We start from the raw sequence: 14,006 nt of genomic DNA, 5'->3' as shown, positions 1-14,006 counted from the left end.
TGTTGCATGACTACCACTAATAGCACTTCATCCCGTTCGGCCGTCGTGACCGGAGCTTCCAGCGGAATCGGGCAGGCAACCGTACGCGCTCTGCGCGCTCAAGGGTGGACCGTCTTCGCGGTGGCCCGCCGTGCAGAACGTTTGGAAAGCCTCGCTGCCGAATGCGGCGCGATCGCCGTTCCAGCAGATGTCAGCGTGCAGGCTGATGTCGACTCGTTGGCGGAAACCGTGCTCGCCCAGGGCGGCGTCGACACGCTGGTCAACTGCGCTGGCGGTGCCCGGGGAACGGAGACCTGGGCGGATGCGATTGACGAGAACTGGGAATTCATGTGGCAAGCCAATGTAATGGGAACCATGCGCCTGACCCGTGCCCTGCTGCCGCAGCTGCGCGAGGCGCGCGGCACCGTCCTGAACGTCACGTCCACGGCGGCACTGGCCAGCTACGAAGGCGGCAGCGGCTACAACGCAGCGAAAGCTGCAGAACGGGCCATGACCCAGGCTCTGCGCCTGGAAGAAGTCGAGAACGGCTTGCGCGTTATCGAGATCCTGCCTGGCCTCGTGCAGACAGAAGAGTTCTCCCTGCGCCGGTTGGGCAGCCAGAGCGCTGCCGATAACGTCTATGCTGGCGTGGATCATCCGCTGTCCGCCGAAGACGTTGCCGAGGTGATCCGCTATGCGGTGAGCGCCCCGGCCCATGTGAATCTCGATGAGATTGTCATCCGCCCGCAGGCGCAAGCCGCAAACCACAAGCTAATCCGCAATGCCAAATAGGCGCCCAACTTCATCCATGAGGACCAAATCATGAGCCAAAAGACCCAGCAGACGATCCATATCGTGGCCACATCCCATGGCACGGACAACCCCCACGGGCAGCAGCTGATCCACGACCTGCGTGGCGATCTTGAACGCATGAGCGCACAGCAATTCCCGGGGCAGCTTCTCTGGCACGAAGCCTATGTGGATGTCCAGGAACCCCGGCTCGAATCGGTCATCGCGGCACTGCCCGAAGGCGAGCCGGCAGTGGTCCTGCCATTGCTGGTCTCAGACGGGGTGCATACGACCGACGATATTGCGCAGGCTGTCGCTTCACGTCCGGGCACCTTAGCCGCACCGCCATTGGGCCCGCTGCCAGAACTGGCCCAAGTTCTGGCGCAGCGTGCCGCCGGGCACCTGGAGAAAGACACGCTGGTCATCGTGGCCGCCGCGGGCACACGATTGGAAGTCGGCCAAAACCAGGTCGAGAACCTGGCCGAGCAGGTCGCGGGCCTGCTGGAGCGCGAAGTGCTGGTGGGATATTGCGCGGGCGCGCAACCGCGGATCGTTGAGCTCGTGGGCGGCGCGGCCGGTCGTCCGGTGCTGGTGCTCAGCGCGTTGCTCGCCGACGGATACTTCCAGCAGAAGCTGGCTAGCACAGGCGCCGACGTGGTGACAAGCCCACTGCTGCCTGACGTCATGATCACTCAATGTTTCCTTGTGCGACTGCAAAAGGCCCTTCAAGAAGGGCTTTTCATGTCTCCAGATGACGAACTCCTAACCCGTTAGTCAACGCGTAGCCATGTGACATCAGCAGGTTGCTGACCCCCTGGGGGCAGTTCCTAGGCTGATGGGCATGACGCAGACAACCACACCAGTTCGCCCCAAAAGAGCGGCCAAGCCCAACGGCCAATGGAAGGTCGATGGCACTACGCCGCTGAACGCCAACGAGGAAATGAAGGCCGCCGACAACGGCCTGAACGTGCGCCAGCGGATCGAAGAGATCTACTCCGTGCAGGGCTTCGACTCCATCGACCCGGATGACCTGCACGGGCGTTTTCGCTGGTGGGGCCTGTACACCCAGCGTGCCCAGGGCATTCCCGGCGGCAAGACCGCCACGCTGAGCCCTGAAGAGCTCGAGGACCGCTACTTCATGCTTCGCGTGCGCATCGACGGCGGGGCGCTGACCACCGAGCAGCTGCGCGTCATCGGCCAGATCTCGAAGGACTTCGCCCGCGACACGGCAGACCTCACAGACCGCCAGAACGTGCAGCTGCACTGGGTGGACGTCGTCGATGTTCCAGAAATCTGGCGCCGCCTCGAAAGCGTGGGGCTGCACACCACCGAAGCCTGCGGCGATGTCCCGCGCGTCATCCTCGGTTCCCCGGTAGCTGGGATCGCCAAGGACGAGATCATCGATCCCACCCCGGTGATTGCCGAGATTTCCCGCCGCTACATTGGCAATCCGGAGTTCTCCAATCTTCCGCGCAAGTACAAGACCGCGATCACCGGCCACCCCAGCCAGGACGTAGTCCACGAGATCAACGACTTCGCCCTGATCGCGGCCATCCACCCGGAGCTCGGCCCCGGCTACGACCTGTGGGTCGGCGGGGGACTGTCGGCCAACCCGCGGCTCGGCGAGCGCCTTGGCGCCTTCGTCTCCCAGGAACAGGCCGCCGACGTATGGGAGGGCGTCACCTCGATCTTCCGCGATTACGGGTACCGCCGGCTGCGCAACCGCGCCCGCCTGAAGTTCCTGCTGGCCGACTGGGGCACCGAGAAGTTCCGCCAGGTGCTGCAGGACGAGTACCTGGGCTACGCGCTGCCTGATTGCGAACTGCCGGCCCAGCCCACCTCGGCAGGTGACCACAGCGGCGTGCACGAGCAGAAAGACGGCCGTTTCTACGTCGGCCTGACCGCCCCGGCAGGACGCGTCTCGGGCAGCACGCTCGTGGCCCTCGCCGACCTGGTCGAGGCGCACGGCTCCACCAGGCTGCGGACCACGCCGCACCAGAAGATCCTTGCGCTGGATATCGCCGAGGACCAGGTCAAGGAATTTGTCGGCGCAGCGCGCGCCCTCGGACTGGAAGCTTACCCCGGACTGCTCAAGCGGTCGGCTATTGCCTGCACCGGCATCGAATTCTGCAAGCTGGCCATCGTGGATACCAAGGACACCATGATCGACGCGGTAGCGAAGATCGAGGAACGCCTGGCCGATCACCAGGGCAAGCTGCCCCGGGCGTTGGCGCTGCACGTCAACGGCTGCCCGAACTCCTGCGCCCGCATCCAGACCGCAGACCTCGGGTTCAAGGGCCAGCTGATCACCAATGAGGCCGGCGAGCAGGTGCCAGGTTTCCAGGTTCACCTGGGCGGCACCCTGGCCGGCCGGGAAAACGGCGAAGCGACCATGGGCCGTACCGTGCGCGGCTTGAAGGTGGCTGCCGATGAATTGCCCGACTACGTTGAGCGGGTTGTGAAGAACTATTCGGCCTCCGCGGACGACGGTGAATCCTTCGCGGCCTGGGCCCACCGAGCTGAAGAGGACGAACTGAAATGAGCGAGCAGAACCCCGTGCGAACCCGCAGCGAAGCCGAACTGCGGCGGATCGCCAAGCTCGGCGCCGATGAGCTGGGCTGGGAGGCCACGGCAGAGCAGGTCGTCGCCTTCGCCGCCGAGCACCTGGGCGCCGATGAGGTGGCGGTGGCCTGCTCGATGGCCGACGCAGTGCTGCCGCACCTGGTCGCCGCGCAGCTGCCGAAGGTCGACGTGCTGTTCCTGGAGACCGGATACCACTTTGCCGAAACCCATGTCACGCGCGACGAGGTAGCCCGCACCCTGGACGTGAACGTCGTGGATGTGCTGCCTGAGCTGAGCGTTGCCGAACAGGATGAGAAGTTCGGCAAGGCCCTGTTTTCCCGGGATCCGGCCGCCTGCTGCCAGCTGCGCAAGATGGACCCGCTGGCTCGTTCGCTGTCCGGATACAGCGCATGGTTCACCGGGGTGCGCCGCGACGAGGCGCCGACCCGCAGCAACACCCCGCTGGTCGTTTTCGATGAGAAGCACGGACTGGTCAAGTTCAATCCGGTCGCCCCCTGGAATTTCGACCAGCTGATCGGCTACGCCACCGAGCACCAGGTGCCGGTGAACCTGCTGCTGTCCAACGGCTACCCATCCATCGGCTGCCAGCCGTGCACCCGCCCGGTGGCCGAGGGCGAAGACCCCCGGGCCGGCCGCTGGGCCGGCTTGAGCAAGACCGAATGCGGAATCCACGTCTAAAGGAGCGAATCATGACCATTACCGCTAACGCCCCCGCCGGCACCCAGCGCAGCGTCCTGGACGCCCTGGAAGCCGAATCCATCCACATCATCCGCGAAGTGCTCGCAGAGTTCGACAAGCCCGGGCTGCTGTTCTCCGGCGGGAAGGACTCCGTCGTGGTGCTGCACCTGCTGGCCAAGGCCGTCTACCCCAGCCGCGTTCCCATCCCCGTGGTGCACATTGACACCGGCCACAACTTCGCCGAAGTCCTGAACTTCCGCGACGCAGTGGTGGAAAAGTACGGCCTGAACCTGGTGGTCGGCTCCGTGCAGGAGTACATCGACCGCGGGGAGCTTGCCGAGCTGCCCGACGGCACCCGCAACCGACTGCAGACCCGGGTGCTGCTGGACACCATTGAGGCCAACGGCTTCGACGCGGTGTTCGGCGGGGCCCGCCGCGATGAGGACAAGGCCCGCGCCAAGGAGCGCATCCTGTCGCTGCGCGACGAGTTCGGCGTCTGGGATCCGCGCAACCAGCGCCCGGAAATCTGGAACCTGTACAACGGGCGCCACGAGCCGGGCTGGCACGTGCGCGCCTTCCCGATCTCCAACTGGACCGAACGCGACATCTGGGCCTACATCCAGCGCGAGAACATCGAGCTGCCGCCGATCTACTTCGCGCACTGCCGCCAGGTGTTCGAGCGCGACGGCATGTGGCGGGCGCTGACCCCCGTCAGCCAGCCCACCGCTGATGAGCCGGTGGTGATCAAGCAGGTGCGCTACCGCACCGTGGGCGATGCCAGCTGCACCGGCGCGGTGCTCTCCGCCGCCGACACCGTGGCGAAGGTGCTGGACGAGCTGGCCGTCGCCACCATCACCGAACGTGGCGCCACCCGTGCCGATGACCGAATTTCCGCCGCGGGCATGGAAGACCGCAAAACCGAAGGGTACTTCTAAGATGACCACCACACTTTTGCGCATCGCCACCGCCGGCTCGGTCGATGACGGGAAATCCACCCTTGTCGGCCGCCTGCTCCACGACGCCAAGGCCATCCTCGCCGATTCGCTGGACGACCTGGCGCGCACCAGCGCCGAACGCGGCTTCGGCGGGGCGGCCGGAACCCTGGACCTGGCGCTGGTCACCGACGGGCTGCGCGCCGAACGCGAGCAGGGCATCACCATCGATGTGGCCTACCGCTACTTCTCCACCGGCAAGCGCTCCTTCATCCTGGCCGATTGCCCCGGGCACGTGCAGTACACCCGCAACACTGTCACCGGCGCCTCCACCGCCGATGCGGCCATCGTGCTGGTCGACGCGCGGCACGGGGTGCTGGAGCAGACCCGCCGCCACCTGGGCGTGCTCGCGCTGCTGCGGGTGCCCCAGCTGGTCATTGCGGTGAACAAGATGGACCTGATCGACTGGGACGAGGAGGCCTTCAGCAAGATCGAGGCAGAAGTGCTGGCGCTCGCCGAGCAGCTGGGTGTGCAAGCCACCACCGTCATCCCGGTCTCCGCCCTGCAGGGGGACAATGTCGTCGAGCCTTCGGCCAGCGCCGACTGGTACGCCGGCCCGACCTTGCTCGGACTGCTCGAAGACCTGAAGCCGGCGTTGCCGAAGGGCACCGCCCGCCTGGATGTGCAGTACGTGCTGCGCCCGCAGGGAGCGCTGGCACCGGGGCTAGACCCGGAAGCGTTCCGCGACTACCGCGGCTACGCGGGAACCCTGGTGGACGGGACCCTGAACGTGGGAGACCAGGTGCAGGTGCTGTCCAACGGGCAACCGCTGGTCACCCGCATCAAGTCCATCAGCACGCCGGCCGGCAGCACCGCCCGGGCGCAGCCCGGAGACGCGATTGCCGTGGAACTGGAGGACGAGTTGGACATTGCGCGCGGCGACACGCTGGTCGCCGGCGAGCTGCCCGAAGCCCAACGGGAGTTCCAGGCAAATATCTGCGTGCTGGATCCAGTGCAGCTGGGCAAGGGCCAGCGGGTGCTGGTCAAGCACGGCACCAAGATCGCCGCCGCGAAGCTCGCCGACATCAACTACGTCATTGATATTGCCGACTACTCGCAGCTGCCAGCCGACAGCCTTGGGCTCAACGATCTGGGACGGATCACCGTGCGCAGCTCGGCCGCGGTAGCCATCGAGCAGTACAGCACCTCGCGCACCGGCGGCAGCTTCCTGCTGATCGACCCCGCCACCGGCCGCACGCTGGCGGCCGGGATCATCGAGGCCGAGCATGCAGCGGCCTGATCCTGGCACCCGGATCAGCCACGGGGCACGAATCCGCCTGGCAGCAGCCAGTCCGGCGACCGGGTTCCGCGGGAGGATCGCCGGCCTGGCCGGGGTTGCTGCGCTCGCCGCGCTGGCGGTGCTCACCACCGTGGTGCCCGGACCAGGCCAGGCCCCGGCGCAGGCGGCGGACCTCGGCCCGGCAGCTGAGCTCAAGCTGGGCTATTTCGCCAACCTGACCCACGCCCCGGCCCTGATTTCCACGGGCCAGGGCTTGCTTGCAGACCAGCTTGAGGCTGATGGCACGAGCCTGGAAACCCAGCTGTTCAATGCCGGTCCGGCAGCGATCGAGGCCTTGAACTCCGGTGCCATCGATGCGGCCTACCTGGGCCCCAGTCCGGCGCTGAACAGCTACCTGGCCAGCGGGGGGACGTCACTGAAAATCGTCGCCGGCGCCTCATCCGGCGGTGCAAGCCTGGTCGTGTCCCCGGATATTTCCGAGCCCGGCCAATTGGCTGGCACCGAGCTGGCCACCCCGCAATTCGGCGGAACCCAAGACGTGGCGCTGCGCCATTATCTGGCCGAGCACGGGCTGGATCAGCAAGCCACGGTGACGCCCAGCTCCAATGCCACCCTCACCCAGCTGTTCGGGCGGGGCGCCATTGACGGGGCGTGGGTTCCCGAGCCCTACGCCTCCTTGCTGGTGGATAACTACGGGGGTCATCGATTAGTGGACGAATCCACGTTGTGGGAGAACGGGAAATTCCCTACGACCGTTCTGGTCGTCTCCCAGGACTACCTCACCGAGCATCCGCGAACCGTGGAAAAGCTCGTGGCCGCGAACTCCGAAGCCATTGGATGGCTGAACTCGGCAGATCAGCAGCACAAGGTCGCGGCAGTCCAGGAGGCCCTGGCCGCAGCGAACGGCAGCTCCTTCGATGAGACGGTCATTGCCGCTGCACTGGAAGAAGTTTCCTTCGACGAGGACCCGCTGGCCGATACCTACCAGACGCTGATCGACCATGCGGCGCAGGTTGGCATCGGGCAGACCGGTTCGGTTGACGGCTTGGTGGACACCCGTTTCCTTGCAACGCAGGAGCACTGATGGGCGTATTAATCAATGAAGTCTCGCTGAGCTATCCGGGCACCGGGCTGGTGATCGACCGGCTGAGTACTGAGATCGACGACGGCGAATTCATCGCGGTGCTGGGTGCCTCGGGATGCGGGAAGTCATCGTTGCTGAACATGATCGCCGGGCTGCTGGCCCCAAGCTCCGGCTGGTTGGAAGTCCCGCACGACGGGGCGGCATTCATGTTCCAGGATTCCAATCTGCTTCCGTGGCTGACCGCCGGGCAGAACGTGGATTTGGCGCTCAAGCTCGCCGGCTATCCGGCGGCCCAGCGGACCGCGCGCACCACCGAACTGCTGCAGCTGGTTCAGCTGGGGCACGCCATCGGGAAGAAGCCTCATGAGCTCTCCGGCGGCATGCGGCAGCGCGTCGCCCTGGCCAGGGCTCTGGCGCAGGACCGCCAGGTCTTGCTGATGGACGAGCCGTTCGCCGCCTTGGACGCAATCACCCGGGACATGCTCCACGAGCAGCTGCGCGCCCTGTGGGAGCAAACCGGCAAGACGATCATCTTCGTCACCCACAACGTCCGCGAGGCGATCCGGCTTGCCGGCAGGATCCTGGTGCTTTCCTCGCACCCCGGCAGGATCCTGGAAACCCGTCAGATCACCGATCACCTGCGCAACGATCCGGCGCAATCAGCCGCACTGGCCAACGAACTGACCGCGATACTGCGAAAGGAGCAGCGAAAGCATGAGCTCACTGACCCAAGCGCCGGCTAAGGCCGCAACGCCGGCACAGGCGAAGAAGCGCACCCGCAGCAAGCTTGATGCCGTCGTCGCTCCGATTCTTACCGTCCTGGTGCTGCTCAGCCTGTGGCAAATTGCCTCGTGGGCCAGCCCCTTGCGCGAAGACCTGTTTCCCGGACCGGTCGCCGTGGCCGGCAGGCTGCCTCAGCTGCTGGCCGACGGTTCACTGGTCCAGGCCGTAGGCACCTCGCTGTTCCGCGCCGTGAGCGGATTCGGGATCGCGGTGCTGATTGCGACTCCGCTGGCGCTCTTGCTGGCCCACCAGCCGCTCTTGCGCCAAGGGGTTGGACCGCTGGTGTCGGCCATGCAGGTCCTGCCGTCCATTGCCTGGGTGCCAGCGGCGATCATCCTCTTCGGGCTCTCCGACGCGACGATTTATACCGTCCTGCTCCTGGGCGCGATCCCGTCGATCATCAACGGCCTGCTCTCGGGAATCGACATGATCCCGACACAGTACAAGGCGCTGTCCAAGGTGCTCGGCGCCTCCCGGCGCGAGCACATCCTGTACATCGAACTGCCCGCTGCTTTGCCCGGTTACGTGGCAGGCCTGCGCCAAGGCTGGGCTTTCGCCTGGCGCTCCTTGATGGCGGCCGAACTGATTGCTGTCGGCGGCTCGCTGGCCTTGGGCGTAGGCTCGCTGCTCCAGCGCGGCCGGGACCTCGCCGATCTGCCGCTGGTGATGTTGGTCATATTGACCATCTTGCTGGTTGGCGTACTTATCGAACTTCTATTCTTCGCCCCGATCGAACGCAAGCTGATGGCCGATCGAGGAATGACCCGGACTGGAGAGAACAATGGCTGATGGCCGCATCACACTGATTGGCGGTGGGCCGGGGGATCCCGAGCTGATCACCGTCGCCGGATACAAGGCCTTGATGGCCGCAGACGTCGTCCTGGCCGACAAGCTGGGCCCCACCGCGCTGCTGGCCGAGCTGCCTGAGGACGTGCTGGTTATCGATGTGGGCAAGTCGCCTGGATGCCATGTCAAAACCCAGGATGAAACCAATGAATTACTGGTCAAATACGCTTTGGAAGGCAAGTGGGTGGTCCGCCTGAAGGGCGGCGATCCGTTCGTGCTGGGCCGCGGCGGCGAGGAAATGCTCTACGTCGCGGAATATGGCATTCCTGTACGCGTGATTCCAGGCATTACCAGTGCCGTCTCGGTGCCCATGGCTGCCGGCATTCCCGTCACCCATCGGGGCATTGCTGCCGGGTTCACCGTGGTCAGCGGGCACGGGGAACTTGCTGATGTGCCGATCCGGTCCGATCACACCTTGGCGGTGCTGATGGGAGTATCGAATTTGCCGCAAATTGTTGAGACATTGCTTACCCGTGGTTTACCGTCAAGTACCCCAATTGCGATAGTTGAGCGAGGTTACTCACAGACGCAGCGCACAACTATCGGTACGCTAGAAGGGATTGTAAAGCGCGCCCGCAAGGCCGCAGTGGCGAATCCGGCCGTTATCGTTATAGGTGACGTCGTTCGGCTAGCCCCGGAAGCCTCCGACCAACTGGTAGACCTCCTGCCGCTAGTGAATGCCGAAGCCACCGCGCCGGCCTCATTCGTTGACTAAGAAAGAGAAGTTGTTTGATGAGTGAAATTACCGTCCCTGAGCACCTCACTTCCCGGGCGCTGCGTGTTGCCATCGTTGGTGCCGGTCCAGCTGGCATCTACGCCGCCGACCTGCTGAACAAGAGCCAGCCAGTCGCCTCCGGCGAACTGAAGCTGCACGTTGACCTCTTCGACGAGCTGCCGACTCCCTTCGGATTGATCCGCTACGGCGTTTCGCCTGACCACCCACGCATCAAGGGCATCATCAATGCCCTGCACAAGGTGCTCGACAACGACTGGATCGACTTCTACGGCAACGTCGGCCTGGGTCGGGACATCTCGCTGGAGGACCTGCGCACCCGCTACGATGCAGTGATCATCTCGACCGGCGCCCAGAAGGACGCCGACCTGAATATTCCGGGCATCGATCTTGACGGCTCCTTCGGCGGCGCCGACTTCGTTTCCTGGTACGACGCGCACCCGGATGCCGACAAGAACTGGGACCTCTCGGCCAAGGAAGTTGCCGTCATCGGCAACGGCAACGTCGCCTTGGACGTCGCCCGCATTCTCTCAAAGCACGCTGACCAGCTGCTGGAAACCGAAATCCCGGAGCACATCTACGAGCAGCTGAACGACTCGGCCGTCACCGACGTGCACGTCTTCGGCCGCCGCGGTCCGGCACAGGTCAAGTTCACCCCGCTGGAACTGCGCGAACTCTCGCACTCCAAGGACGTGGACATCGTGCTGTACCCGGAGGACTTCGAATTCGACAAGGCCTCGGACGAAGCCATGAAGACCAATAACCAGACCAAGACCATGGTCTCCACGCTGACCAACTGGCTGATCGAGCAGGAAGAACGCGAAGAAGCTCCAAGCGCCTCGCGTCGCCTGCACCTGCACTTCCTGCAGTCCCCGGTCGAGGTTCTGGGTGAGGATGGCAAGGTTTCCGGTCTGAAGGTTGAGCGCAATGAGCTTGACGGCAATGGTGGCGCACGCGGTACCGGTGAATTCATCGAGTACCCGCTGCAGGCCATCTACCGTGCAGTCGGCTACTTCGGCTCAGCGGTCAATGACATTGAATACGACGGTGCCAAGGGCGTGCTGCCAAACGCTGAAGGCCGTGTGCTGGATGCTTCGGGCAATCACGTTCCTGGCCTGTACGCCACCGGCTGGATCAAGCGCGGCCCTATCGGCCTGATTGGCCACACCAAGGGCGACGCCTTGGAGACGATCACCCACCTGCTTGAAGATCTCACCAAGCTGGCACAGCCGGATTCTTCCCAGAAGATCGCCGAGCTGCTGGAAAGCCGCGGCGTGAACTTCTCCAACTGGGAGGGCTGGAAGAACCTGGATGCCCACGAGAAGGAGCTGGGCGCTGCGGCCGGCACCGTTTCGACCCGTTTCGGCGAGATCACCCGCGACCGCATCAAGGTTGTTGAGCGCGAAGCGATGATGGAATTCTCTTCGGCAAAAAAATTGGTTGAGAGCCTGTAAGTTTCACCCCGGGCTCTAGCACGCAATGGGCAGGGTCCCTCGGCAAATCTGCTGAGGGACCCTGCCCATTGGTGTTTTCAGCCCGCAACTTCTTCGACTTGCTACCGGCCGAATCAGTATCAGCTGCCATGAGCAGCGCTGCTGCCAGGGCCACCGCGCGATGTTCAGACCCGCCCAGCCAGCCAGTTCACCGGCCAGCCGGGAACGGCAAATCGACGACGGGCCGATTGCCTAGCCCTCGACTGCCCGCTTCCGTGGGGCCTTCTGTTGATCACCGGCGCCGACACTGCGGCGGAGCATGATGAACAGCAGGATCATGCCTGCAGTGATCGACATGTGTCCAAGGCCCGCGATGCCGGAGACCATCTTGGAGGACTCGATGCCCAGCACGGTCATGATGCCGTGGGTGAGCTGCATGCCCGCAGTGAGGAGCACACCCGCGTTGTAGGTTCCCATGAACCATGCGAAGAGCTTGCGATGCTGGCTCAGGACGAAGGCCTTCTCCAGCAGGAGCACCAGCAGCAGGATGATGAAGCCGAGGACGAGCAGATGGGTATGGACTACCGATAGCTGGGTCCACGCTCCCTCCGGGAAACCGTTCATCTTGGTGAATTCCCGGTAGAAGAGACCAGAGGCGACTCCGAGGATCATGTAGGTGAAGGAGAAATTGACGAGCTTACGCATTGATGTTGCTTTCTTTCTGAGTGGTTAGTTCTGCAGATGCTTCCGCAGGGGAGGAAACGTGGCCGAAGACCGGGCGCTTGGCCGAACCCAGGACCGCGAACAGCGCGGGCAGCAGCAAGGTCCGAACAACGAATGTGTCCAGCAGGACGCCGAGTCCGACGATCAGGCCGAGCTGGCCCAGGACGGTCAGCGGCAAGGTCGCCAGGGCGGCGAATACTCCGGCGAGCACGAGCCCGGCACTGGTGATGACTGATCCGGTGCGGCTTGCTGCCAAGGCAACTGCTTCATGCAGTTCCAGCGCCTGTGCATCCTGGCGCACGCGCTGGGTCAGGAAGATCGTGTAGTCCACGCCGAGCGCTACCAGGAAGACGAAGGCCAACAGCGGCACTTGGACATCCAGCGCGTCAGCCTCGAAGACGACTGAGGAAACCAGCGAACCCAATCCGACAGCAGCTGCAGCACTGAGCAGGTTCACCACTCCCAGAGCCAGGGCAGTGCGCCATGAACGGGTGAGCCAGCCGAGCATCACGAAGCAGATCATCATGATCAGCGGCGCAATCACGTAGAGGTCTCGCAGGTGCATTTGATGTGAATCCAGTTGTTCTGCGCTCTGTCCGCCAATCAGCACCTGGCCGTCGCCTCCACGGGCTGCGGCATCACGCAGCTGCTGCACAAGATCCTGGGCCTTCGCCGAGTTGGGATCAACGTCGGGAATCACCGAGAACTCCTGCCACGCGGTAGTGCCGAGCTGGCTTGCCTCGCCGACGCGTTTCACGTTCTCAAGGCGAGCGAATTCATCTCGCAATGGGCCAGTCCCTGCACCCTGCGCCAAGACGGTGACCGGCTGGGTTTCCCCGGCGGGGAAATGCTCTGCCAGCAGGTCCATGGCGCTGGAGGATTCGGTTGCCGTTCGGAATTGCTGGGTTTGATCCAGGCCAATACGCGTACCGGTGAGTGCTCCGGCAAGCACCAGAAGCAATAGTGCCATCGCGGTGAGGTTCAGTCCCGGACGGTTCATCACGGAGCGAGCTGCACGGCCGAAGAAGTTGTCCGTCTTGGCTTCCTGTCCTGGACGGGGAATCAATGGCCAGAAGGCGTTGCGGCCGCACATGGCCAGGATCGGGGGTAAGAGGAACAACGCGAAGATCGCCGCGATCAGCAAGCCGACGGCGCAAACGATACCCAATCCGCGCGTATCGTCCATGACTGCCAGGCCCAGGGTGAGCAGAGCCAAGACCACGGTCAGGTTTGAAGTGAGAATGGCCTCGAAGCTGGATGCCCAGGCTTTGGCCAGCGCCTGGCGGTGATCAGCATGCTTATGCAACTCATCGCGGTACCTGGAGATCAGCAGCAGGGCGTAGTTGGTGCCTGCGCCGAAAACCAGGACGCTGAGCACGCCGGAATCGAAGTGCAGGTCGAAGGCATTGCCCAGCAGGTTGGCCACCAGAGAGGCGCTGCGGTCGGCGATGGCAACGACCGCCAACGGGATCAGCCAGAGCACCGGCGATCGGTAGGTCAAGATCAGCAAGACAGCCACGATTGCCACGGTGACTGCCAAGAGGGTGAAGTCGGCACCGGCAAATGCATTGGTGACATCGACTGCAAAGGCGGTAGGCCCGGTGACCTGAAGCTGCAAATCTGCTGATGGATGATCCTGGATCCAGCTTCGAATCGACTTGAGTGTTTCCCGGTCGGCCGCATCGGACACGGTATTCCAGGAGAGCGGAACCATGGCTGCCTGCTGATCCTCGCTGGCCATGGTGCGGCCAGCGGTGACGTTCGCTGCGTGACCCAAGGCGTCTGCCTGGCGATCAATCATTGCGCGGTCGTTGTCGCTGAGCGCGTTGCCGTCGCCACGGCTGGCCACCAGCAGGGGCGTGGTTTCGGACTCGTTGGAGTTCGCATCGATGAGCTGGGCGACCTTGGCCGAATCCGAATCGCCAACCAGCGAGCTCGCAGACCGGGCCGGAGCCTGGACGCTGCTCAGCGCGCCAAAGAGGACGAGAATTGCTGCGACGATGCCGACGGCCCACAGGCGAGCGCCGCGCCGGCTGGTCAGCGAATCGCCGACCCGGGAAATTACTGGAACTTTCATAGTTCCAGTTAATGATTTTTTGCAGGCCAATCCATCGTGGAAAAGGGCGAATAAAAGTTCAACCGA

General features: G+C 64.0%; 13 protein-coding genes. 11 read left to right on the top strand and 2 right to left on the bottom strand.

All coding sequences use genetic code 11. From position 1 onward, the window contains the following. Positions 1 to 6 precede the first annotated feature (6 nt). The 11 genes from ACR9WD_RS09230 to ACR9WD_RS09180 all read left to right on the top strand — a co-directional run bounded on the left by ACR9WD_RS09230 (position 7) and on the right by ACR9WD_RS09180 (position 11,161). Positions 7 to 771 carry an SDR family oxidoreductase gene (locus tag ACR9WD_RS09230; RefSeq protein ID WP_434921981.1) on the top strand — a complete coding sequence of 255 codons (765 nt, stop codon included), beginning with the start codon at positions 7 to 9 and terminating at the stop codon, positions 769 to 771. Between the two features lie 30 nt (positions 772 to 801). After that, complete coding sequence (locus ACR9WD_RS09225; RefSeq protein ID WP_434921980.1) at positions 802 to 1,542, top strand: sirohydrochlorin chelatase; 741 nt, start codon at positions 802 to 804, stop codon at positions 1,540 to 1,542. A gap of 67 nt (positions 1,543 to 1,609) precedes the next feature. After that, positions 1,610 to 3,310 carry a nitrite/sulfite reductase gene (locus ACR9WD_RS09220; protein ID WP_434921979.1) on the top strand — a complete coding sequence of 567 codons (1,701 nt, stop codon included), beginning with the start codon at positions 1,610 to 1,612 and terminating at the stop codon, positions 3,308 to 3,310. Further along, positions 3,307 to 4,029 carry a phosphoadenylyl-sulfate reductase gene (locus ACR9WD_RS09215; protein WP_434921978.1) on the top strand — a complete coding sequence of 241 codons (723 nt, stop codon included), beginning with the start codon at positions 3,307 to 3,309 and terminating at the stop codon, positions 4,027 to 4,029. The genes ACR9WD_RS09220 and ACR9WD_RS09215 overlap by 4 nt, the downstream gene beginning before the upstream one ends. Positions 4,030 to 4,040: 11 nt before the next feature. Then, positions 4,041 to 4,964 carry a sulfate adenylyltransferase subunit CysD gene (gene cysD, locus ACR9WD_RS09210; RefSeq protein WP_434921977.1) on the top strand — a complete coding sequence of 308 codons (924 nt, stop codon included), beginning with the start codon at positions 4,041 to 4,043 and terminating at the stop codon, positions 4,962 to 4,964. 1 nt (position 4,965) lies between these two features. Further along, positions 4,966 to 6,261 carry a sulfate adenylyltransferase subunit 1 gene (locus ACR9WD_RS09205; RefSeq protein WP_434921976.1) on the top strand — a complete coding sequence of 432 codons (1,296 nt, stop codon included), beginning with the start codon at positions 4,966 to 4,968 and terminating at the stop codon, positions 6,259 to 6,261. Further along, a complete protein-coding gene (locus tag ACR9WD_RS09200) occupies positions 6,248 to 7,345 on the top strand; it encodes an ABC transporter substrate-binding protein (protein WP_434921975.1) in 1,098 nt (365 codons plus the stop codon). The genes ACR9WD_RS09205 and ACR9WD_RS09200 overlap by 14 nt, the downstream gene beginning before the upstream one ends. Then, complete coding sequence (locus ACR9WD_RS09195; protein ID WP_038990827.1) at positions 7,345 to 8,088, top strand: ABC transporter ATP-binding protein; 744 nt, start codon at positions 7,345 to 7,347, stop codon at positions 8,086 to 8,088. Before ACR9WD_RS09200 ends, ACR9WD_RS09195 begins: the two co-directional genes overlap by 1 nt. Beyond that, positions 8,060 to 8,917, top strand: a complete 858-nt coding sequence (locus ACR9WD_RS09190) for an ABC transporter permease (protein ID WP_038990828.1) — start codon at positions 8,060 to 8,062, stop codon at positions 8,915 to 8,917. The genes ACR9WD_RS09195 and ACR9WD_RS09190 overlap by 29 nt, the downstream gene beginning before the upstream one ends. Then, entirely contained in the window at positions 8,910 to 9,689 is a 780-nt protein-coding gene (gene cobA / locus ACR9WD_RS09185; RefSeq protein WP_434921974.1) for a uroporphyrinogen-III C-methyltransferase, read from the top strand. Before ACR9WD_RS09190 ends, cobA begins: the two co-directional genes overlap by 8 nt. A gap of 17 nt (positions 9,690 to 9,706) precedes the next feature. Next, entirely contained in the window at positions 9,707 to 11,161 is a 1,455-nt protein-coding gene (locus tag ACR9WD_RS09180) for an FAD-dependent oxidoreductase (protein WP_073706128.1), read from the top strand. A 231-nt stretch (positions 11,162 to 11,392) separates the two neighbouring features. On the opposite strand, the gene ACR9WD_RS09175 is transcribed toward ACR9WD_RS09180, so the two are convergent. Both ACR9WD_RS09175 and ACR9WD_RS09170 read right to left on the bottom strand, forming a co-directional pair. Beyond that, positions 11,393 to 11,845 carry a DUF2871 domain-containing protein gene (locus tag ACR9WD_RS09175; RefSeq protein ID WP_038990831.1) on the bottom strand — a complete coding sequence of 151 codons (453 nt, stop codon included), beginning with the start codon at positions 11,843 to 11,845 and terminating at the stop codon, positions 11,393 to 11,395. Further along, positions 11,838 to 13,940: an MMPL family transporter gene (locus ACR9WD_RS09170; RefSeq protein ID WP_434921973.1), complete on the bottom strand. Its 2,103-nt coding sequence runs from the start codon at positions 13,938 to 13,940 to the stop codon at positions 11,838 to 11,840. The genes ACR9WD_RS09175 and ACR9WD_RS09170 overlap by 8 nt, the downstream gene beginning before the upstream one ends. Positions 13,941 to 14,006 lie beyond the last annotated feature (66 nt).

Origin of the sequence: Glutamicibacter sp. PAEs-4 (assembly GCF_051161755.1) — a bacterium.
Classification (GTDB): Bacteria; Actinomycetota; Actinomycetes; order Actinomycetales; family Micrococcaceae; genus Glutamicibacter; species Glutamicibacter nicotianae.
Note: the sequence above shows the minus strand (reverse complement) of the source record. Positions and strands in the feature narration are given on the sequence as shown.